General features: G+C 63.8%; 17 protein-coding genes, 1 tRNA gene and 2 rRNA genes (1 of these 20 cut by a window edge). 17 read left to right on the top strand and 3 right to left on the bottom strand.

Annotated elements, in window-relative coordinates:
• The first annotated feature begins 1 nt into the window (after window position 1).
• The 17 genes from FJ956_RS04770 to FJ956_RS04850 all read left to right on the top strand — a co-directional run bounded on the left by FJ956_RS04770 (window position 2) and on the right by FJ956_RS04850 (window position 19019).
• Window positions 2-814: a shikimate dehydrogenase gene (locus FJ956_RS04770; RefSeq protein ID WP_140673949.1), complete on the top strand. Its 813-nt coding sequence runs from the start codon at window positions 2-4 to the stop codon at window positions 812-814.
• Window positions 807-1613 (top strand): SDR family oxidoreductase, encoded by an 807-nt coding sequence (locus tag FJ956_RS04775; RefSeq protein WP_140673948.1) that lies wholly within the window; start codon window positions 807-809, stop codon window positions 1611-1613. The genes FJ956_RS04770 and FJ956_RS04775 overlap by 8 nt, the downstream gene beginning before the upstream one ends.
• A gap of 10 nt (window positions 1614-1623) precedes the next feature.
• Window positions 1624-1971 carry a RidA family protein gene (locus tag FJ956_RS04780; RefSeq protein WP_140673947.1) on the top strand — a complete coding sequence of 116 codons (348 nt, stop codon included), beginning with the start codon at window positions 1624-1626 and terminating at the stop codon, window positions 1969-1971.
• A gap of 152 nt (window positions 1972-2123) precedes the next feature.
• Entirely contained in the window at window positions 2124-2912 is a 789-nt protein-coding gene (locus FJ956_RS04785; RefSeq protein ID WP_140673945.1) for a FadR/GntR family transcriptional regulator, read from the top strand.
• 294 nt (window positions 2913-3206) lie between these two features.
• Complete coding sequence (locus tag FJ956_RS04790) at window positions 3207-3917, top strand: SDR family oxidoreductase (RefSeq protein ID WP_140673943.1); 711 nt, start codon at window positions 3207-3209, stop codon at window positions 3915-3917.
• Between the two features lie 11 nt (window positions 3918-3928).
• The gene (locus FJ956_RS04795; protein ID WP_140673941.1) at window positions 3929-4678 is read left to right on the top strand and encodes an SDR family oxidoreductase; all 750 of its coding nucleotides are present in this window, start codon (window positions 3929-3931) and stop codon (window positions 4676-4678) included.
• 78 nt (window positions 4679-4756) lie between these two features.
• Window positions 4757-5704, top strand: coding sequence for a LysR substrate-binding domain-containing protein (locus FJ956_RS04800; protein ID WP_140673939.1), 948 nt, complete (start codon window positions 4757-4759; stop codon window positions 5702-5704).
• An 88-nt stretch (window positions 5705-5792) separates the two neighbouring features.
• Window positions 5793-6827 carry an amino acid ABC transporter substrate-binding protein gene (locus FJ956_RS04805; protein ID WP_140673937.1) on the top strand — a complete coding sequence of 345 codons (1035 nt, stop codon included), beginning with the start codon at window positions 5793-5795 and terminating at the stop codon, window positions 6825-6827.
• Window positions 6828-6929: 102 nt separating this feature from the next.
• Window positions 6930-8093: an ABC transporter permease subunit gene (locus FJ956_RS04810; protein WP_140673935.1), complete on the top strand. Its 1164-nt coding sequence runs from the start codon at window positions 6930-6932 to the stop codon at window positions 8091-8093.
• Between the two features lie 9 nt (window positions 8094-8102).
• Window positions 8103-9176, top strand: coding sequence for an amino acid ABC transporter permease (locus FJ956_RS04815; protein ID WP_246681603.1), 1074 nt, complete (start codon window positions 8103-8105; stop codon window positions 9174-9176).
• A 13-nt stretch (window positions 9177-9189) separates the two neighbouring features.
• A complete protein-coding gene (locus FJ956_RS04820; protein ID WP_140673931.1) occupies window positions 9190-9945 on the top strand; it encodes an amino acid ABC transporter ATP-binding protein in 756 nt (251 codons plus the stop codon).
• 53 nt (window positions 9946-9998) lie between these two features.
• Window positions 9999-11402 (top strand): FAD-binding oxidoreductase, encoded by a 1404-nt coding sequence (locus FJ956_RS04825; protein ID WP_140673929.1) that lies wholly within the window; start codon window positions 9999-10001, stop codon window positions 11400-11402.
• A 222-nt stretch (window positions 11403-11624) separates the two neighbouring features.
• Complete coding sequence (locus FJ956_RS04830; protein ID WP_140673927.1) at window positions 11625-13295, top strand: thiamine pyrophosphate-binding protein; 1671 nt, start codon at window positions 11625-11627, stop codon at window positions 13293-13295.
• Complete coding sequence (locus FJ956_RS04835; RefSeq protein WP_140673925.1) at window positions 13292-15388, top strand: hydantoinase/oxoprolinase family protein; 2097 nt, start codon at window positions 13292-13294, stop codon at window positions 15386-15388. Before FJ956_RS04830 ends, FJ956_RS04835 begins: the two co-directional genes overlap by 4 nt.
• A complete protein-coding gene (locus FJ956_RS04840; RefSeq protein WP_140673923.1) occupies window positions 15385-17004 on the top strand; it encodes a hydantoinase B/oxoprolinase family protein in 1620 nt (539 codons plus the stop codon). The genes FJ956_RS04835 and FJ956_RS04840 overlap by 4 nt, the downstream gene beginning before the upstream one ends.
• Complete coding sequence (locus FJ956_RS04845; protein ID WP_140673921.1) at window positions 17001-18203, top strand: pyridoxal phosphate-dependent aminotransferase; 1203 nt, start codon at window positions 17001-17003, stop codon at window positions 18201-18203. The genes FJ956_RS04840 and FJ956_RS04845 overlap by 4 nt, the downstream gene beginning before the upstream one ends.
• Window positions 18204-18206: 3 nt before the next feature.
• A complete protein-coding gene (locus FJ956_RS04850) occupies window positions 18207-19019 on the top strand; it encodes an NAD(P)-dependent oxidoreductase (RefSeq protein ID WP_140673919.1) in 813 nt (270 codons plus the stop codon).
• A 368-nt stretch (window positions 19020-19387) separates the two neighbouring features.
• On the opposite strand, the gene FJ956_RS04855 is transcribed toward FJ956_RS04850, so the two are convergent.
• The 3 genes from FJ956_RS04855 to FJ956_RS04865 form a co-directional block, all read right to left on the bottom strand.
• Window positions 19388-19464, bottom strand: a tRNA-Met gene (locus FJ956_RS04855).
• A 210-nt stretch (window positions 19465-19674) separates the two neighbouring features.
• Window positions 19675-19789, bottom strand: a 5S ribosomal RNA gene (gene rrf / locus FJ956_RS04860).
• Between the two features lie 90 nt (window positions 19790-19879).
• Window positions 19880-21123 (bottom strand): 23S ribosomal RNA (locus FJ956_RS04865) (it continues 1556 nt past the right edge of the window).

The following is a 21123-nucleotide window of genomic DNA, read 5'->3' on the forward strand; positions in this document are numbered from 1 at the left end:
GATGCGCGGAACCGGCAAGGCCGATGTCTTCGTCATGCTGGCCCATCCCGTGGGCCATGCGAAAAGCCCCGGCATCTTCAACGAGATCTTCGAGCAGAAGGGGCTCGACAGCCTGATGGTGCCGCTGAGCTGCCGCCCGGAGGATTTCGACACGTTTTGGGCCGGCATCACGGCAGCCGAGAACATCCGGGGCGTGATCATCTCGGTGCCGTACAAGGTTCCGGTCTTCTACAAATGCGCCGCCGCCCATGATCGCGCTTCGCGTGTGCAGAGCGCGAATTCCGTCCGCCGGCAGGCCGACGGCACCTGGTATGCCGACAATTTCGACGGCGTCGGCTTTATCGAGGGACTGAAGGCCGGCGGACACCGGATCGCAGGCAAGCGCATCCTTCAGGTCGGCGCCGGCGGCGCGGGCGCATCGCTGACTTACTGCCTTGCCGAAGAAGGCGCGGCGGAAATCCGTCTGGCCGATATCGATCGGGAGCGCGCGCAAAAGCTCGCTTCGCTGGTCGGCAAGGCTTTTCCCAACTGCCGCATCGAGGTCGCAGATCCCGATCCGTCCGGCATGGATATGGCGATCAACGCCACGCCGTCCGGGCTGAAGGCCAGCGACCCGCTGCCGATGGACGTCAGCAAGCTGACGCCGCAGATGACGGTCGTCGACATCATCATGGAGCCTGCCGAGACGGCGCTGCTCAAGGCGGCGAAGGAGATCGGCTGCCGCATCCAGCCGGGACGCCCGATGATGGATTTCCAGGTCGAGGCCATGGCCGAATTCTTCGACATCGAGCGCAAGGATCGCCGCAATGGCTGATGCGATGACCGCCGTCGTCATCGGCGGCACGTCCGGCATCGGCCGCGCGATCGCCGAACGCTTCGCCGAGGATGGCTATCAAGTGGTCGTCGCCGGCCGCGATGCCGTCCGGGGCAAGGAGGCGGCGGCCGCCTGCGAGAGCGCCGGCGCGCCAAGCGCCCTTTTCGTGCAAACCGATGTCGCCGATCCCGCCTCGGTCGAAGCCCTGGCGGCGGGTGTTGCAAGCGCCTTCGGCACGCCGCATGTCGTGGTCAACTGCGCCGGCATCCTGCAGAGCGGCAAGCACGTCCTCGACCAGGAACTCGACGAAGACGAGCGGATGTGGCGCATCAACTATCGCGGCACGCTGCTCGGCTGCCAGGTGTTCGGCCGGTTGATGTCGGCCGCCGGGCGCGGCGCGATCCTCAATGTCGGCTCGCTTGCCTCTTTCGCGCCACTGTCGCTGCCGGCCTACACGCCGGGCAAGCATGCTGTCCTGGCGCTGACGCAAATGCTGGCCGCCGAGCTCGGCCCGGATGGCGTTCGCGTCAATGCCGTGGCGCCCGGCTACACGCTGTCGGACGGGCTGAAAGCAAAGATCGAGAAGGGCGAGCGCAACCCGCAAGCCATCCAGGCTACGACTGCGTTGCGCCGTTTCGTCGAACCACGCGACGTTGCCGAAGCCGCGCTCTTCCTCTGCTCCGATCGTGCCGCATCGATCACCGGCGTCACGCTTCCGGTCGATGCCGGCTGGCTCGTGCAGGCGCCATACGCGCAGTACCTGCAAGGCAATCCCATCCGGCAGACGCCGGCAATCTGAGAGAGAACAAGTGAGCGACATTCAGCGCTTCGACTTCGACACCCGCATCCATCACGGCGTCATCCACAACCAGACGCTCTACCTCACCGGCCAGGTCGCCCGGCCCGGCCAATCGGCTACCGACCAGATGCGCGAGGTGCTCGGCAAGATCGATGTGCTGCTCGCCAAGGCAGGCACGGACAAGACGCGCATCCTCCACGTCCAGATGTGGCTGGACGACGTGCGCGATTTCGACGAGGTCAACACGGTCTGGGACGCCTGGATTCCAAAGGAGCACGCGCCGGCGCGATCCTCCGGCGAAGGCCGGATGGCCAAGCCCGGTATGCTGGTCGAACTGATCGTCACAGCGGCGGTTTGAATGGTCCTGCCGGTTCGGGCATCATTCCCGAATCTGGGTCGAGCGTTGCAGCGTTTCACGGAAACGCCGAACCGCTCTATGTCTTTGTTTCTACGCAATTCCAGACGGAAAACCGTTACACGCTTTTCCTGGAATTGCTCGCGGGGAGACTGATGACGAAGCGCAAGCCGCTGTCCACCGTCGTGGCGGAGAGCCTGTCCGAAAAGATCCGCTCCGGGTCGCTGCTTCCCGGCGCGCAACTGCCGACGGAGGCGGAGCTTTGCGCCGAATACGACGTCAGTCGCACCGTCGTGCGCGAGGCGGTGGCGCGGCTGCGCTCCGAGGGCATGGTTGTGCCGCAGCAGGGGCGCGGCATGTTCGTCAGCGAAACGCCCGCGCCACGCAATTTCTCGATTCCGGAGGACGCGCTGCGGACATTGCCGGAGACCATCGCCTTGCTTGAGCTCAGATTGAGCGTCGAAGTGGAATCAGCCGGGCTCTGCGCGGAACGGCGGACCGACAAGGAGGCAAGCGACATCCGCGCCATGATGGATGAGATCGACGCCCGGCATGCGGACCCCGCCGCCGTCCAGATCCACTACGACTATGATTTCCACCTCGCGATCGCCAAGGCCGCGCGCAATGAATTCATCCACGGCTTCTTGAGTTATCTCGGGCCGATGATCGTGCCGCGATTCCAGCTCGGCTACGTGGTCGAGCCCGCGCTCAAGGACAGCTACTACGCGCGCATCCATAGCGAGCACAAAGCGATCGTCGATGCCATCGAAAGGCAGGACGGAGCCAAGGCCCGCCAGGCGATGCGCAAGCATCTGCAGAACAGCCTGGGACGTGTGCGCGCGCTGGCGAAAGCTTCGGGCATCGAGGCCACCGAAGCAGAACAGAAAGCCGCCGCCGCCTCGCTTTTCACCGACCTGAGAAAGCCCTTGCCGACAGCCGGATAGTTTCGCTGGCTTCAATGTCGTTCGCCTCCGTCGCAGCACGCCAAGCCAGTCGTTCGCGAAAGCCGTGTTTTTTCCCGGTTTGCGGCCAACGGCCCGCTATCGCGCGCTGAAAGCATTGTTTTCCTTGGGCTGTCTGCATTTGCCGCCGCACCGGCAGGTTGGAATATTCCGGTCGGCAGCAAGGCTCTCGAAAGTTTATCTTTCCTTTTTGCTGGTTTTCTTGGTTTCGCGGCGTCGGCCCGCGCCGCACACTGAAAACCAGGCAAATGGGGAGCCGCAAACGGGGAAGCCCAAGTGACGACAGCCTTCATCACCGGAGCGACGAGCGGCATAGGACGAGCGATGGCGATCGCGCTGAGCGACGCCGGCTACGACGTCTATGCGGCCGGCCGCAGCCAGGCGGCGCTGAAAGACCTGCAGGCCGAACGCCCGGGCATCGTCCCCATCGCCGTCGACGTCACCGATCGTGAGGCGCTGGAATCGGTGCTGGCGGATCTCACCATCGATGTGCTGATCAACAACGCCGGCATCATGCCGCCGCTCGGCAATTTCGCCGACATGAAGATCGCTGACATCGATACCACGCTGGAGGTGAACCTCAGCGCGGCGATCCTGCTCACCCGCCTCGTCGTGCCGCAGATGCGCGAGCGGCAGTCGGGGCACATATTGTTCACCGGCTCCGTTGCGGGCCACGCCGCATTCTCCAACATTGCCGTCTATGCGGCCACCAAGGCGGCGATCTCCGGCTTTGCCGCCGCGCTGCGCGCCGACCTCTCCCCGTCCGGCGTGCGCGTCACCGAAATCGTCGCCGGCCGTGTCGAGACGCAGCTCTACCAGGACATCCTCGACGCCAAGGCGCGCGCCGCCATGTACGCCAGCAAGGTGGTGCAGCCCGACGACGTGGCCAGGATGGTCGTCGCGCTGCTCGCGTTGCCGGCATGGGCCGACGTCACCCGTTTCGACATCATGCCGACCTGGCCGACCTCGCCCAGCGGCACCAAGTAGGGAAAACTGGAATGAAGGATCTTTCCGTTCTGATCGTTGGTGGCGGCGCCGGCCTCGGCGCGCTCCTGGCCAAGATGGCTGTCGAGGCCGGGGCGGCAAAGATCGGCATCATCGACATCAACCAGCAGGCGGCGGAGAGCGCGCTCGAACCGGCGAAGGCCAAGGGCCTGCCGACCGCGGCCGCGACTGGCGACATCCAGGTCGGTCCGCAGTGCCACACCGCCTTCGATGCCATCGTGGCCAAGCTTGGGCGTGTCGACACGCTGATCAACTGCGCCGCCATCTATCCGCGTCGGCCGCTGCTCGAGATCACCGACGCCGAGTGGGACGCCTCCAACGGCATCAACATCAAGGGCACCTACCATATGATGGTGGCGGCAGTCCGCCACATGCAGGCGCAAGAGCCGAAGGACCATGTGCGTGGGCGGATCGTGAACCTGACCTCCGTCGACGCCTTCAAGGCGCATCCTCAAAACGCGCACTATGCTGCGACCAAGGCAGCCGTCGTCAGCCTGACGCGGTCCTTCGCCCACTACGTCGCCAAGGACGGCATCCTGGTGAACTCCGTGGCGCCGGCCGGCATGGCTACCGAGAAGGCCAAGGCCCTCGGCTTCCTCGAGGAACTGGCCAAGGCAAGCCCGCTCGGCCGTGGCGCCGAGCCCACCGAGATCGCCGAATGGGTGCTGATGGCCGGTGGCCCGAAGAACACCTACATGACCGGAGAAAATGTAATTGTTTCAGGCGGTTACATCTACGCATAGAGTCTCGGCGGCCTGGCGCCGCCGGACATATGGCAGTGCATGATTGACGGAGCTCGAACGAGAGGAGGCGAAATTACCATGAGCGGCAAGCTTCGCCTTCCTTCACTCAATGCGCTTCGCGTCTTCCACGCCGTGGCGCAGCACAAGAGCTTCCGGCAGGCTGCCGACGAATTGCTGGTCACGCCGCAGGCGGTCGGGCAGCAGATCAAGCTGCTGGAAGACACGCTTCAAGTGACGCTGTTCGAGCGCAAGGGCCGCTCGATCGAGCTGACCGAGTCGGCGATCCTGCTCTCGCACTACGTCAAGGCGGGCTTCGACGAATTTTCCGAAGGCGTACGCCGCGTCACCAAGTCGAACTACCGCGACCGCATCAACCTCAATGCGAGCCCGTATTTCGCGACGCATTACCTGCTGCCCAGGCTTTCGCTGTTCCGCGATATGCTGCCCGGCGCGGACCTGCGCCTGACGACGATGGTCGACCTGCCCGACTTCGGCCGCGACGACATCGATATGACTGTGCAGTGGGGCTACGGCAACTGGCCCGACTACGAGGTCACGCTGCTGGTGCCTGACCCGAAGATCATCTGCTGCACGCCGGCGATCGGCGAGAAGATCGGGTCGGCGCATGACCTGACGCGTTTCACGCTGCTCGACACCGTCAAGTCGAAGCGCCTGTGGCCGGACATATTGCGGCACCTCGGCGTGGAGCTGACCGACGGCGACCGCAGCATCAGCTTCGACGACGCGGCGACGATGCGCCGGGCGACCTTGCAAGGCATCGGCGTCGGCCTCGTCTCCGTCATCGACGCCGAGGAGGATTTCCGCTCCGGCGCGCTGGTCGCGCCGATCGGCCGCGACGCCATCGCCGACATGCGGCCGGAGGAAGTGCCCGGCTTCTACCTCGTCGTCCCGCGTGGGCATCTGCGCGTGAAGGCTGTGGCCGCGCTCCATCGATGGCTGGCCCAGGAGGATTGGCGCAGCGACCTCAAGATCTCCTTGCCGAAACCGACCCCGCTTTCCGACTGACAAGCGGCTTCGAGACCGAGCTCCGAAAGGCATCCTACGGGCTCCAACAACAAGAAACGGAACAACCTCAACAGTGGAGACAATCAAAATGAAAATGATCAAATGGGGGGCCGCCGCCATGGCCCTGGGCCTCGTGCATCTGTCTGCGCCGGCGCAAGCCGCCGGCGGCAAGACGCTCGAAACCGTCAAGGCGCGCGGCGCGCTCAACTGCACCGGCCATGACGGCTCCTATCTCGGCTTTGCCGAGGTGGACGACAAGGGCAACTGGAAGGGCATGGACATCGACCTTTGCAAGGCGGTGGCCACGGCCGTGTTCGGCGATCCGGCGAAGCTGAAGATCGTTCCGATCAGCTGGGCGCAGCGCTGGCCGTCGCTCCAGTCGGGCGACGTCGACATCATCATCAAGGCCTCGGGCGGCACGCTCAGCCGCGACACCGAGCTCGGCCTGCAATTCTCCATGTCCTATTACCTTGGAACCACCAAGGTGATGGCGCATAAGGAGCTGAACCTGAAGTCGCTCAAGGACGCCAATGGCGGCACGATCTGCATTCCCGCCGGCACCTCGCAGGAGCAGCAGGTCGCCGCCTACGCCCAGAAGCTCGGCATCAAGCTCGAGCCGGTGCTGATCGAAAAGACCGAGGAGCTGGAACAAGCCTATTTCTCGGGCCGCTGCGACCTCTATGCGCAATGGGGACCGACACTCGCCATCGCCCGTATCGCCAAGAGCAAGGTCGAGGACCATGTGATCCTGCCCGACGTGCTCGCGGTCGAGCCTGAAGTGATGATCATGCGTCAGGGCGACGACAACTGGGTCGATATCGCCAACTGGACGCTGAGCACGCTGATCTTCGCCGAGCAGGAAGGCATCACCTCCAAGAATGTCGACGAGATCAAGGCCAAGCCGACCTCGCCGCAGGTGGCGAAATTCCTCGGCGTCACGCCGGGCATGGGCAAGGGTCTCGGGCTTTCCGACGACTGGGCCTACAACGTCATCAAGAAGGTCGGCAATTACGGCGAGATCTTCGATCGCGATCTCGGCAAGGATTCGCCCTACAAGATGGATCGCGAGCTGACCAACCTGTGGAACAATGGCGGCGTCCTGTTCCCGCTGGTGATCGATTGATCCCCTTGGTGATCGATTGATCCGCGTCTGAAGTTATCCCGCTCTGGGCTCCGCCTGGCTTGCGCCGGGCGGAGCCGGCAGCAATTCGAGAGAGATAGGTCGATGGTCAGCCTGCTGAGAAATCAGAAGGTCCGCAACGCGCTGTTGCAGGTTCTCTATGTCGGCGCGCTTGCGGCGCTTGTGCTCGCCGGCGTGGTCATCGCCCGGCGCAACCTTGCCGAGCAAGGGATCACCTCCGGCTTCGACTTCCTCTACAAGTCGACGGGCTGGGACGTGAACTTCTCGCTGCTGCCCGCCACGGCCAACGATCCCTATTGGTGGTTCTTCCTCATCGGCATCATCAACACGCTGTTCCTCGGCACCGTCGGGCTGATGCTGGCGACGCTGGTCGGAACGATCGTCGGCCTGGCGCGGACGTCCTCGAACGAGCTGGCGCGGCTGCTCGGCCGCACCTATGTCGACATCTTCCGCAACATCCCGCTGATTCTCCAGGTCTTCTTCTGGTACGCCGTCATCACGCATCTGCCGACGCCGCGCGCCGCGCATGAGGCCTGGGGTATGATGCTGACCAGCCGCGGGCTCTATGTGCCGATCCCCAATGTCGGGGCCATCGCGTTTGCGGCGGCGATACTTGCCGTGATCGCGGCAATCGCGCTTCCCGTCTGGCTGGGGAGGACGTCGCGCCTTAGCCAACCATTCGGCGAGCGGCTCGGCATTCAACTGGCTGCGGCGGCGACGGCGCTGGCCACCGCCGCCGTAATCCTGGCGCTCGGTCGCTTGCCGGACCTGCCACTTCTCGACTTCCCCGCCTTGCAAGGCCTGAATCTCAAGGGAGGCCTGCGCATTCCGCCGGAGTTTTCCGCGCTGGCTATCGCCATCGCCATCTATGGCGGCTCCTACATCGCCGAGATCGTGCGCGGCGGCTTCAAGTCCGTCGGCAAGGGCCAGATGGAGGCGGCGCTCTCGCTGGGCTTGAGCCCTTGGCGCGTGTTCACGCTTGTGCGGTTGCCGCTGGCGCTGCGCGCCATGCTGCCGATCCTCGCCAACCAGTATGTCTGGCTGATGAAGGCGACGACCATGGGCATCGCCGTCGGCTTCACCGATTTCTTCATGATCGTGGCGCTGACCATCAACCATTCCGGCCAGACGCTGGAAACCATCGGCATCCTGATGGCAGGTTTCCTCGCCATCAACCTCAGCCTTGCCGCCATCTTCAACCGCATCAACAAAGCCATTGCCCTGAAGGGCAATCAACTGAGGGCGTGAGAGATGGAGATGGTCGTTGTCGCTCCCCCTGCCCCGGGAAAGGTCGAAGACCTGAAGCGCCGCTTCTTCGCGACGCCGCTCCAGGCGCTGCTGTCGCTGATGTCGCTGGCGATCATGGCTTTCGTCGTCTGGAAGCTGCTCGACTGGGCAGTCTTCTCGGCCGTATTCACGACCAGCGGCGGACCCGAGGCCTGCCAAGCTGCGGCTGGAGCCTGCTGGTCGGTCATCGCGGCAAGGTGGCGCATCATCCTCTTCGGCCTCTATCCCTTCGAGGAACAGTGGCGCTCGGCGCTGGCCTGTGTGGCCGTCGTGGTAATGACGGTGCTGAGCTGCATCCCGGCCTTCTGGACGGGCCGCCGCATCGCGCTCGTCTGGGGAGCAGGCACGGCCCTCTACTACGTGCTGATGAAGGGCGGCGTGCTTGGGCTGTCCTATGTCGGCGAGGAAGCCTGGGGCGGCCTGGCGCTCACCCTCTTCATCTTCGTCACCACCTGCCTGATCGGCTTCCCGCTGGCGGTCTGCCTGGCTCTGTTGCGACGGTCGGAGCTTCCCTGGATATCGCGTACCACCGCCCTCATCATCGATGGGGTCCGTTCGCTGCCGCTGATCTCGATCCTGTTCACTTTCGCAATCGTCCTGCCCTTCGCGCTGCCGCAATGGCTGGTTGGCGACAAGCTCTATCGGGTCATCCTCGGCTCCGCCCTGTTCTTCTCGGCCTACCAGGCCGAGATCGTCAGAGGCGGCATGCAGGGCGTGCCAGCGGGACAGGAAGAAGCCGCCATGGCGCTCGGCATGAGCTACTGGCAGCGCATCAGCCGTATCCTTCTGCCGCAGGCGATGCGCAATGCGCTGCCGGCGACGATCAACCAGTTCGTGATCTCGTTCAAGGAGACCTCGCTGGTGGTCATCGTCGGCTTCTTCGAGATCCTGGCCTCCGGCAACGCCGCCTACGGCACCGGCGAATGGCGCTTCGCCTATGTCGAGGTCTACGCCTTCATCGCCTTCATCTACTTCATCTTCGTCTTCAGCCTGTCCCGCTACGGCGCCTTCCTCGAGCGCCGCATGTCGGTCGGCGAACGGTGAGGAGGCGGTAGACATGAATCCGGGCAAAGCTTCCGGACCGGCGGTCCGCATCGAGAACCTCGACAAACACTACGGGACATTCCATGCGCTGCGGAAGGTGAACCTGTCCGTCGGGCGGGGCGAAAGGATCGTCGTCTGCGGTCCTTCCGGCTCCGGCAAGTCCACCGTGATCCGCTGCATCAACCGGCTCGAGCAGCACGATGGCGGCCGCATCACCGTGCTCGGCACCGAGCTCAACGATGATGTCGCCAACATCGACGGGATCAGGCGCGAAGTCGGCATGGTGTTCCAGCACTTCAACCTGTTCCCGCATATGACGGTGCTGGAGAACTGCATGATCGCACCGATGATCGTGCGCAAGCTGCCGCGCACGGAAGCGGAGACAACTGCCCGGCGCTATCTTGAGAAGGTCCGCATCCCCGAGCAGGCGATGAAGTTTCCCGGCCAGCTCTCCGGCGGCCAGCAGCAGCGTGTGGCGATTGCGCGGGCGCTTTGCATGCAGCCGCAGATCATGCTTTTCGACGAGCCGACCTCGGCGCTCGATCCGGAAATGATATCGGAGGTGCTGGATGTGATGGTGACGCTCGCCTCCGATGGAATGACGATGATCTGCGTCACGCATGAGATGGGCTTTGCGCGGCGTGTCGCCGACCGGGTGGTCTTCATGGACGGCGGAGAGATTGTCGAAGAGGCGCCGCCGGAGGAGTTCTTCACCTCTTGCCGGAACGATCGCACGCGACAATTCCTGTCGCAGATCCTGGGTCATTGAGCCGTACGTCCCAACTGTCTATACGCGGCTCGTCCCACAGCTCAGGTACCCAGATGGCTGATCTCGTTATCGCATTGCAGGCAATCCTCGGGCCGAAAGGCTGGCTTTCCGGTGGTGATGCCGAGCCCTACCACCGCGATTGGCTCAACCGCTATGGCGTAGCGCCTCTTGGGATTGCCAGGCCTGCCAGCACCGCGGAGGTGGCGGCGGTCGTAAACATATGCAGGGAAGCAGGCGTGGCGGTGATTCCGCAAGGCGGGAACACCGGCCTGTGCGGCGGCGCCGTCGCCGATCGGCCGAACGCGGTGATCGTCTCGCTTTCACGCATGACGGCGATCGGCGAACCGGACCTGGAGAGCGGATCGATCATCGTCGACGCGGGCGTGGTGCTTGCCGCGCTGCATGAGGCGCTGGAACCGCATGGCCTGATGTTTCCGATGCATCTCGGGGCCGAAGGCAGCGCCAGGATCGGCGGCCTGATCGGCACCAATGCCGGCGGCAGCCAGGCGTTTCGCTTCGGCATGATGCAGGATCTGGTGCTCGGCCTCGAGGTCGTGATGCCGGACGGCACGGTGTGGGACGGTCTTCGCGCCGTGCAGAAGGACAATGCCGGCTATCAGCTGCGCAAGCTGTTCTGCGGTTCGGAAGGCACGCTCGGCATCGTGACACGCGCGGTGCTGAGGCTCTATCCCACGCCAAGGCAGCAGGCGAGCGCGCTCTTGGTGATGTCCGATTTCGCCGCCGCTGTGTCCTTCGGCGCCTTCCTGCGCGGCGAGGCCGGAGAATTCCTGGCCGGCCTCGAGTTCTTTTCGGACGTCGGCCTGACGCTCGCGCTCAAGCATCTGCCGGATCTTGCCTATCAGCTGGAGACGAGGGGCGACGTCTATCTGCTCGTCGAAGTGGCGTCGGGCTCGACGCGCGTCCCTCTCGACGAGATCCTTGCCTCGGCGCTGGAATGGGGCATGGAGCAAGGCCTGGTCGTTGATGGCGCGCTGGCCAATTCGGGCGCGCAGCGGGCGCAATTCTGGCGGCTGCGCGAGGAGCAGCCGGAGGGCCAGCGGCTGGAGGGCGAGCAGCTCAAGCACGACATCTCCGTGCCGCCGGGCGCGATCGCGCGCTTCATCGAGGCCGGCGCGAAACTATGCCACGACATTCTTCCCGGCGTGCGGATCAACCCGTTCGGTCATCTCGGCGACGGCAACATCCACTACAATCTGTCGCCGCCGGAGGGCCGCGCCGATTTCGACGGCAAGGCCACGGCATTCGCCGAGGCGCTGGCTGCCTTGGCCACCGGCATGGGCGGCAGCTTTGCCGCCGAGCATGGGCTCGGGCGCGCCAAGATCGCCATGGCCGACCGGAACAGAAGTCCGGTGGAGCGGGAGTTCATGGCACGGCTGAAGGATGCATTCGATCCGTCGGGCATGATGAACCCCGGTGTTTTGGTACGGATTTCATAGCAAAGAAAAACTTTCGTATAGATCGCATTTCTTGATTTCGCGTCGGCCGGCCACAGTGCAGGTATAAATCCGAAAGGCAGGCTCGGTCCGCTTGCCGCCGGCTTAAGAGCATGATCCCGAAAAGTGGGAACCGGTTTTCGGAGAAGATCATGCTCCAACAAAGAGTTGGAACAGGATGGCGATTCAACGAAACGTCATCCTGATCCAGGAGGATGTCGAAGCATGGTCCGCAATGGCGGTCGCCTTCTTGTCGAGTGCCTCATTGCCTTGGGTGCCACCAAGAGCTTTGGCGTTCCCGGCGAGAGCTATCTGGCCGTCCTCGACGCGCTGCACGATACCCATGGCAAGCTCGACTACGTGCTTTGCCGCAACGAAGGCGGCGCGGCCTTCATGGCGTCCGCCTATGGCAAGCTGACCGGCACACCGGGCATCTGCTTCGTGACGCGTGGCCCGGGCGTGACCAATGCCAGCATCGGCGTCCACACCGCCATGCAGGACTCCTCGCCCATGATCCTCTTCGTCGGCCAGGTCGGCACCGACATGAAAGGCCGCGAAGCCTTCCAGGAGATCGATTACCGGGCGGTCTACGGGACCGTCGCGAAATGGGCGGTCGAGATCGACGACGTTGCACGACTTCCCGAGATCGTGGCGCGCGCCTGGACCACCGCCTTGACCGGCCGGCCCGGCCCCGTCGTCGTCGCGCTGCCCGAAGACATGCTGACGACCATGACCGACGCCGCGCCGCTCAGCGGCCCTGCTTCGATTTTCGAAGCCGCTCCGTCGCGGGATGCCGTCGTGGCGGCGCTTGAGATCCTGACTGCGGCTCAGAAGCCGGTGCTGCTCATGGGTGGCGCCAACTGGACGACCGATGGACGCGCCGCGCTCCAGGCCTTCGCCGAGGCTTCAGACATCCCCGTGGTTGCCGCCTTCCGCTACCAGGACCAGTTCGACAACCATTCGCCGGTGTTCGTCGGCGAAGCCGGCGTCGGCATGGTGGCGCATGTCAAGACGCTGATCCGCGATGCGGACGTGATCCTGGCCGTCAATGTCCGCTTCGGCGAGATGACGACAGACGGCTACACGCTGCTCGACGTTCCGGTGCCGCGCCAGAAGCTGATCCATGCGCACGGCTCCGACCGCGAGATCGGCAAGATCTATGTGCCCGCGATCGGTATCCACGCCGGCCCGAACACTTTCGCCAAGGCCCTGACGCCGGTGAAGGGTGGCTGGGCCGACTGGCGCGCGGCGGCGCGCAAGGCCTATGAAGGCGCCTTCGCGGCACCCGTACAGCCCGGCCCGGTCGACATGGTCGCGGTCAGCGCCTGGCTGCGCGAGACCTTGCCGGCCGACGTCATCCTCACCAACGGCGCCGGCAATTTCACCGTATGGCCGAACAAGTTCTTCAAGTTCGGACCGCAGGCGCGGCTGCTCGCGCCGCAATCCGGCGCCATGGGCTACGGCCTGCCGGCGGCAGTCGCCGCGAAGGTCGCCTATCCGGACCGCACGGTCGTCTGCTTTGCCGGCGACGGCGACTTCCAGATGAATTGCCAGGAACTCGGCACCGCCATGCAGGCCGGCGCGCAGCCGATCGTGCTCATCATCAACAACGGCATCTATGGCACGATCCGCGCGCATCAGGAGCGCAACTATCCGGCCCGCGTCTCCGGCACCTCGCTGGAAAACCCGGACTTCGTGGCGCTGGCAAAGGCCTATGGTTTTCACGCCGAGCGCGTCGAATCGACCGGGGATTTCGCCGCCGCCTTCGACCGGGCGCTCGCCTCGACAACGGGCGCGGTCCTCGACATCGCCATCTCGCCCGAAGCGCTCACGCCCCGGCAAACCCTTTCCCAGATGCGCGACGCCGCGCTCGCTTCGCAGAAGGCCAAGGCATGACCTCCAGATCAGACGACATCCGTCTCGGCGCCGACATTGGCGGCACCTTCACCGACATCGCGCTCGATGTCAGGGGAACGATGTTTTCGACCAAGGTGCTGACCAATTATGCGGCGCCCGAGCAGGCGATCCTCGACGGTATCGACGTGGTGATCCGCGATGCCGGAATTTCTGCAGCCGAGATCGGCATCATCATCCACGGCACGACGCTCGCCACCAACGCGCTGATCGAGCGGCGCGGCGCCCGGACCGCGCTGATCACGACCGAAGGTTTTCGCGATGTGATCGAGATGCGGACGGAGAACCGCTTCGAGCAGTATGATCTGAACCTGCAACTGCCGACGCCGCTGATCTCGCGCGAAGACCGGTTCACGGTCCGGGGCCGCATCGGCGCCGAGGGGCAAGAACTGCAGCCGCTCGACGAAGCAGCACTCGAGGAGATCGCCGACCGGATCGCTGCCGGCAATTTCGGCTCGGTAGCGATCGGCTTCATCCACGCCTACGCCAACCCCGACCACGAGCGTCGCGCCCGCGAGATCCTCTCCAGGAAACTCACCATTCCGATTTCGATCAGCGCCGAGGTCTCGCCGCAGATGCGCGAGTTCGAGCGCTTCAACACGGTCTGCGCCAACGCCTATGTGCGGCCGCAGATGGCCGACTATCTCGCCCGCCTGCAGACGCGCCTGAAGGACATGGGCGCCGACTGCCCGGTCTTCATGATCCATTCGGGCGGCGGCCTGATCTCGGTCGAAACCGCTTCGGAATTTCCTGTTCGCCTGGTCGAATCCGGCCCTGCGGGAGGCGCCATTTTCGCCGCCGACATCGCCCGGCGCTTCGGCCTCGAAAAGGTCGTCTCCTATGACATGGGCGGCACCACCGCCAAAATCTGCCTGATCGAGGATTTTGCGCCGCGCACGGCGCGGACCTTCGAGGTGGCGCGCACCTACCGCTTTTCGAAGGGCTCGGGCATGCCGATCTCCATCCCGGTGATCGAGATGATCGAGATCGGCGCCGGCGGCGGTTCGATCGCCTGGGTCGACGCGATGGGCCGCATCCAGACCGGACCGGAAAGCGCCGGCTCGGAACCCGGCCCCGCCTGCTACGGCCGCGGCGGCAGGCGCCCGGCGATCACCGACGCCGACCTGGTGCTCGGCAAGCTCGACCCCGACAATTTTGCCGGCGGCGCGATCAAGCTCGACACGGCCGCATCCGAGCAGGCGATCCTGCGCGAGGTCGGCGAGCGCCTGTCGCTCAACGCCATGTCGACCGCCTTCGGCATCTGCGAAGTCGTGGACGAGAACATGGCCAATGCAGCCCGCGTCCACGCCGTCGAGAACGGCAAGAACATTTCCGACAATCTGATGATCGCCTTCGGCGGCGCCGCACCCCTCCACGCGGCAAGGCTCTGCGAAAAGCTCGGCATCGATCAGTGTATCGTGCCGCGCGGCGCCGGCGTCGGCTCGGCGATCGGCTTTCTCAAGGCGCCGTTCGGCTACGAGGCGTTGGCCTCGAAGCTGACGCGGCTGTCGCGGTTCAAGCCGGCCGAGGTCAATGCGCTGCTCGCCGATCTCAAAGCCTCCGCCGAGGGTTTCGTGCGCACCGGCGCCAGCGGCAAAATCGTCTGCGAGATCACCGCTTTCATGCGCTATGCCGGCCAGGGCTGGGAAATTCCCGTGCCGCTGGCGGACGAACCATTCGGCGATGATGCCGCAGCAAAGCTCAAGGACCTGTTCGAGGCGAACTACCAGCGTTTCTTCGGCCGCGCCATCGAGGGGCTGGACGGGCTGGAGATCGAGATCGTCACCTGGTCGGTCAAGGCGACGGATGTTCGGCCAGCCGTTGCGAGGCACGAGCTGACCAAAGGCAAAAAGACGAACGAGCCGACAACGACGCGCGAGGTCTTTGACCCTGTCAGCGGCGCCTCGCGAACCTACGGCATCGTCGAGCGCGACACGCTTTGTGACGGCGACCGGGTGGCAGGTCCTGTTGTCATCGTCGAGCGCGAGACCTCCACCGTCGTCACCACCAGCTTCGACGCCGTCATCCAGAGCGACGGCGCCATCCTCCTGATCCGTAAAGGCAGCCAGTCATGAGCGATATTGGCGAAATCCGCATGCAGGTCATGTGGAACCGGTTGATCTCGGTGGTCGAGGAGCAGGCGCTCACCTTGCTGCGCACCGCCTTCTCGACCTCGGTGCGCGAATCCGGCGACCTGTCGGCCGGCGTGTTCGATCCGCGCGGCCAGATGCTAGCGCAGGCGGTGACCGGCACGCCGGGCCACGTCAACACCATGGCCGAGGCCGTGCTGCATTTCATGCACGAAATCCCGCGCGAGGAGATGTTCGAAGGCGACACCTACGTCACCAACGACCCTTGGCTCGGTACTGGCCACCTGCACGACATCACCATGGTGTCGCCGTCCTTTCTCAACGGCGAGCTCGTGGCCTTCTTCGCCTGCACCGCGCATGTCGTCGATGTCGGCGGCCGCGGCTTCGGCGCCGACGGCAAGTCGGTCTATGAGGAAGGCATCCAGATCCCGATCATGAAGTTCGCGGAAAAGGGCAAGGTCAACCTCGACCTTGTCCGCATCCTGCGCGCCAATGTCCGCGAGCCCAACCAGGTGGTCGGTGATTTCTATTCCTTGGCCGCCTGCAACGAGGTCGGCCACCGGCGCCTGGTCGACATGATGAAGGAGATCGGCCTGGCGTCGCTCGACGGGCTCGGCGACTTCATCTTCTCGCGCACCCGCGACGCGATGCTCGAACGCATCGAGGCGCTGCCGAAGGGAAGCTGGTCGAACGAGCTGGTGACCGACGGCTACGACGAGCCGGTCAAGCTTGCAGCCACGGTCTCGGTCCGCGACGACCATGTCGAGGTCGATTTCACCGGCACCGATCCGATGAGCCGCTGGGGCATCAACTGCCCGATCATCTACAGCAAGGCCTATGCCTGCTATGCGCTGAAATGCATGGTGGCGCCCGACATTCCCAACAATGCCGCCTCGCTGGCCTTCTTCACCGTATCCTCGCCTGTCAACATCCTCAACGCGGTGCGGCCGGCGCCGGTGGCGCTCAGGCATATTTTCGGCCACATGGTTCCCGATCTGGTGCTCGGCGCCTTTTCCAAGGCCTTGCCCGGAAAAATCCTCGCCGAAGGCGCCGGCGCGCTCTGGAACATCCATATTTCGGCGCGCCCAGTTTCAGGCGCGTCCGGCCGACGCGCCGAGGTGCTGATGTTCAACTCCGGCGGTATGGGCGCCCGCCCCGAGCTTGACGGCTTGTCGGCCACGGCCTTCCCGTCCGGCGTGCACACCATGCCGATCGAGGCGACCGAACATACCGGGCCGATCGTCATCTGGCGCAAGGAGCTGCGGCCCAACTCCGGCGGCGACGGCGAATTCCGCGGCGGCCTTGGACAGGTCATCGAGATCGCAGCGACCGACGGCCACGAGTTCGACTTTTCGGCCATGTTCGACCGCGTCAATCATCCGGCCCACGGCCGCAACGGCGGCAAGCCGGGCGTCGCTGGCGTGGTCAAGCTGGACGATGGCACCAGGATGCGTCCCAAGGGCTGGCAGCATGTGCCGGCAGGGCGCCGGCTGATCCTCGAACTGCCGGGCGGCGGCGGCTATGGCGATCCGGCCAGGCGCAACGCGGCCGCGCGGGCCAATGACCGATCCAAGGGCTACATCACGGAGAACGACCGATGAGCTATGTTGCCTCGCGCCTGTCGGCGGTGAAGCCTTCGGCTTCGATGGCGGCCTCGCAGGCCGCCAAGGCGCTGCGCGCCAAGGGCGTCGACGTGATCGATCTCGGCCTGGGCGAGCCCGATTTTCCGACACCGCATCATATCATCGATGCCGCTCATTTCGCCGCCAAGGCCGGCCAGACGCTCTATACGGCCGCTGCCGGCACGGTCGAAGTGTGCGAAGCCATAGCCGGCAAATTCCGCCGCGAGAACGGGCTGGATTACACCGCCGATGATATCGTCGTCGCCAACGGCGCCAAGCAGATCATCTTCAACGCGCTGATGGCGACACTGGAAACCGGCGACGAGGCGATTCTGCCGGCGCCCTACTTCGTTTCCTACCCCGAGATGGTGAAGCTGCTCGGCGGTGCGCCAGTCGTCGTCGAATGCCCGGAGATCAACGGCTTCCGGCTGACGCCGGCGCTCTTGGAAAAGGCGATCACGCCGAGAACGAAGTGGCTCTTCCTCAACATGCCGGGCAACCCGTCCGGCGCGGTTTATTCGCAATCCGATCTGAAGGCGCTGGGCGCGGTGCTGGCGAAGCATCCGCAGGTGCTCATCCTTTCCGACGAGATCTACGAGCACATCCTGTTCGACGGACGCGAGTTCGTTTCCTTCGGCAAGGCCTGCCCCGAACTCAAGGAGCGCATGCTGATCGTCAACGGCGTTTCGAAATCCTACGCGATGACCGGCTGGCGCGTCGGCTACGCGGCCGGGCCGATGCCGCTTCTCAAGGCGATGTCGACCATCCAGAGCCAGTCCTGCACCTCGGTTTGCTCGATCGCGCAGGCAGCGACGGTCGCCGCGCTCAACGGCCCGCAGGACGAGGTCGCCCGCTTCCGCCAGGCGTTCGAGGCACGCCGCGACCTGGTCGTCGACGGCATCCGGAAGATCAACGGCCTGACGCTGTCGCCGCCGGAAGGCGCTTTCTACGCCTATATCGGCTGCGCCAGCCTGATCGGCCGCAAGACGCCCAAGGGGGTCGTGCTGGAGGACGACGCGGCCGTCTCGAATTATCTTCTCAACGAAGGCCGGGTGGCGTCGGTGCCTGGTGTCGCCTATGGACTGTCCCCCTATTTCCGCATCTCGACCGCGACCAGCCAAGAGGTGCTGACCGAGGCGATCGCGCGGATCAACGCCGCCGTCGCGCAAGTGGAGTAAGTGATGCCGCATTACGAACGTATCCTGATCACCGGCGCCGCCGGCCGGCTCGGCGCGCAGCTGCGCAAGGGGCTGGTGCCGTTGGCCAAGACGATCCGCCTGGCGGGGCGCGAACCCTTCGGCGACCTTGCGCCGCACGAGGAGGAAGCGGTCTTCGACCTCGCCGACATGGAAGCGACGATCGCGGCGACCAAGGATTGCGACGCGATCGTGCATTTCGGCGGCGCGCCGCTCGAATGCGAATGGCAGACCATCCTCGATTCCAGCATCCGCGGCTCCTACCACATCTACGAAGGCGCCCGGAAACACGGCGTGAAGCGCGTCATCTACGCTTCGTCGGTGCATGCCATCGGCTATCACGAGATCGAGGCGCATATCGGCGTCGACGCGCCGGTGCGCCCCGACAGCCTCTATGGGGTGTCGAAGAATTTCGTCGAGAGCCTCAGCCGGCTCTATTGGGACAAGTTCGGCATCGAGACGGTGTGCCTGCGCATCTTCTCGTCCTTCCCCGAGCCGGCCGACCGCCGCATGCTGTGGTCATATCTTTCCTTCGCCGACTGCGTGCGCCTGGTCGAAGCGTCGCTGACCGCGCCGCGCGTCGGCCACACGATCTCCTTCGGAATTTCCAACAACAAGCTGAAGATGGTCGACAACAGCGGTGCGGACCACCTTGGGTTCATCCCGCAGGACAGTGCCGAGCCATTTCGCGCCGCGGTCGAGGCCAAAGCCCCTGTTCCCGATCCGAACAAGCCGTCGGTGAAATATCTCGGCGGCTGGTTCTGCGAGCTTGGCCATCCCGACGACAAGCACGCCTGACGATCCCGTCTGAGCGGAACTGCGCCACGAAAAACAAAACGCCGGCAACTCGTTGAGTTGCCGGCGTTTTCAATCGAAGCTGGTAGCGAGGCCAGGATTTGGCTTCTCTGTTCCGGGGCGTCAGCTTTGCCCTTATTGCAGCCCCTGATGAGAGTTCAAATCGACTAGCCCTCACAGCCGGATAGCAAAACGGCCCGCCGGGGGAGTGCCAGGCGGGCCGTTTTGGTATTTGGTTGCGGGGACAGGATTTGAGTTCTCTGTCCCGCGGCGTCGGCTTCGCCTCCTTGCGGGCCCCTGATGCAGGTTAAGATCGCCGGCCACCACAGCAAAATACAAAAGAGCCCGCGCGAGGCGGGCTCTTTTGTATTTGGTTGCGGGGACAGGATTTGAACCTGTGACCTTCAGGTTATGAGCCTGACGAGCTACCGGGCTGCTCCACCCCGCGTCAACCACGAGCAAGCGTTTGCTTGCGACCACGAGCAAGCGTTTGCTTGCGTCCTTTGAGGTAAGGTTTAACTTACCGGAATCAAGAGACCGCCAAATGAAAGGGCCGCTTGCGCGGCCCATGATCCCGTTTGGCGGGCCTAAATATCGTAACGAGAAGATCTGTCTCGATCCGGTCGATCCGGATTTGAGCTGAACATGCGCTTGGCAGACCTGGCAGCGACCTACTCTCCCGCGTCTTGAGACGAAGTACCATCAGCGCTGGAGCGTTTCACGGCCGAGTTCGGAATGGGATCGGGTGCAGCCGCTCCGCCATAACCACCAGGTCGGCAAAACGCACGTTCAAATCGAGAAGCTGTCTATTCGTGCCGGCGACAATCCTTCGGATTGCGCCTTGATGGATATAAGTAATGAGAACGATCAAGCCTATCGAACTATTAGTACCGGTAAGCTTCAAGCGTTGCCGCTCTTCCACACCCGGCCTATCAACGTGGTCGTCTTCCACGGTTCTCAGGGAATACTCGTTTCAAGGTGGGTTTCCCGCTTAGATGCCTTCAGCGGTTATCCCGTCCGGATATAGCTACCCTGCAATGCGGCTGGCGCCACAACAGGTCCACCAGAGATCCGTCCATCCCGGTCCTCTCGTACTAGGGACAGATCCTTTCAATATTCCTACACCCACGGCAGATAGGGACCGAACTGTCTCACGACGTTCTGAACCCAACTCACGTACCGCTTTAAATGGCGAACAGCCATACCCTTGGGACCTGCTCCAGCCCCAGGATGCGATGAGTCGACATCGAGGTGCCAAACAACCCCGTCGATATGGACTCTTGGGGGTCATCAGCCTGTTATCCCCGGCGTACCTTTTATCCGTTGAGCGATGGCCCTTCCACGCGGGACCACCGGATCACTATGACCGACTTTCGTCTCTGCTCGACTTGTCAGTCTCGCAGTCAGGCAGGCTTATGCCATTGCACTCAGCGAACGATTTCCGACCGTTCTGAGCCCACCATCGCGCGCCTCCGTTACTCTTTAGGAGGCGACCGCCCCAGTCAAACTACCCACCATACATTGTCCCGGACCCGGATGACGGGCCGCGGTTAGACATCCATAGTAATAAGGGTGGTATTTCAAGGGTGGCTCCACCTGAGCTGGCGCCCAGGTTTCAAAGCCTACCACCTATCCTACACATGCCACTACGAATGCCAATGTAAAGCTATAGTAAAGGTGCACGGGGTCTTTCCGTCTAACCGCAGGAACCCCGCATCTTCACGGGGAATTCAATTTCACTGAGTCTATGCTGGAGACAGCGGGGAAGTCGTTACGCCATTCGTGCAGGTCGGAACTTACCCGACAAGGAATTTCGCTACCTTAGGACCGTTATAGTTACGGCCGCCGTTTACTGGGGCTTCGATTCAGAGCTTGCACCCCTCCTCTTAACCTTCCAGCACCGGGCAGGCGTCAGACCCTATACGTCGCCTTGCGGCTTCGCAGAGCCCTGTGTTTTTGATAAACAGTCGCTACCCCCTGGTCTGTGCCACCCTCCCCTGCTTGCGCAGAAAAGGGTCACGCTTCTTCCGAAGTTACGCGTGCAATTTGCCGAGTTCCTTCAGCATAGTTCTCTCAAGCGCCTTGGTATACTCTACCTGACCACCAG

The sequence above is a fragment of the Mesorhizobium sp. B2-4-3 genome (genome assembly GCF_006442815.1).
GTDB lineage: Bacteria > Pseudomonadota > Alphaproteobacteria > Rhizobiales > Rhizobiaceae > Mesorhizobium.

Coding starts and splice junctions, on each gene's coding strand:
- FJ956_RS04770 (WP_140673949.1), top strand. CDS start 2: ATGCGCGGAACCGGCAAGGCCGATGTCTTCGTCATGCTGGCCCATCCC.
- FJ956_RS04775 (WP_140673948.1), top strand. CDS start 807: ATGGCTGATGCGATGACCGCCGTCGTCATCGGCGGCACGTCCGGCATC.
- FJ956_RS04785 (WP_140673945.1), top strand. CDS start 2,124: ATGACGAAGCGCAAGCCGCTGTCCACCGTCGTGGCGGAGAGCCTGTCC.
- FJ956_RS04795 (WP_140673941.1), top strand. CDS start 3,929: ATGAAGGATCTTTCCGTTCTGATCGTTGGTGGCGGCGCCGGCCTCGGC.
- FJ956_RS04800 (WP_140673939.1), top strand. CDS start 4,757: ATGAGCGGCAAGCTTCGCCTTCCTTCACTCAATGCGCTTCGCGTCTTC.
- FJ956_RS04805 (WP_140673937.1), top strand. CDS start 5,793: ATGAAAATGATCAAATGGGGGGCCGCCGCCATGGCCCTGGGCCTCGTG.
- FJ956_RS04810 (WP_140673935.1), top strand. CDS start 6,930: ATGGTCAGCCTGCTGAGAAATCAGAAGGTCCGCAACGCGCTGTTGCAG.
- FJ956_RS04815 (WP_246681603.1), top strand. CDS start 8,103: ATGGTCGTTGTCGCTCCCCCTGCCCCGGGAAAGGTCGAAGACCTGAAG.
- FJ956_RS04820 (WP_140673931.1), top strand. CDS start 9,190: ATGAATCCGGGCAAAGCTTCCGGACCGGCGGTCCGCATCGAGAACCTC.
- FJ956_RS04825 (WP_140673929.1), top strand. CDS start 9,999: ATGGCTGATCTCGTTATCGCATTGCAGGCAATCCTCGGGCCGAAAGGC.
- FJ956_RS04830 (WP_140673927.1), top strand. CDS start 11,625: ATGGTCCGCAATGGCGGTCGCCTTCTTGTCGAGTGCCTCATTGCCTTG.
- FJ956_RS04835 (WP_140673925.1), top strand. CDS start 13,292: ATGACCTCCAGATCAGACGACATCCGTCTCGGCGCCGACATTGGCGGC.
- FJ956_RS04840 (WP_140673923.1), top strand. CDS start 15,385: ATGAGCGATATTGGCGAAATCCGCATGCAGGTCATGTGGAACCGGTTG.
- FJ956_RS04845 (WP_140673921.1), top strand. CDS start 17,001: ATGAGCTATGTTGCCTCGCGCCTGTCGGCGGTGAAGCCTTCGGCTTCG.
- FJ956_RS04850 (WP_140673919.1), top strand. CDS start 18,207: ATGCCGCATTACGAACGTATCCTGATCACCGGCGCCGCCGGCCGGCTC.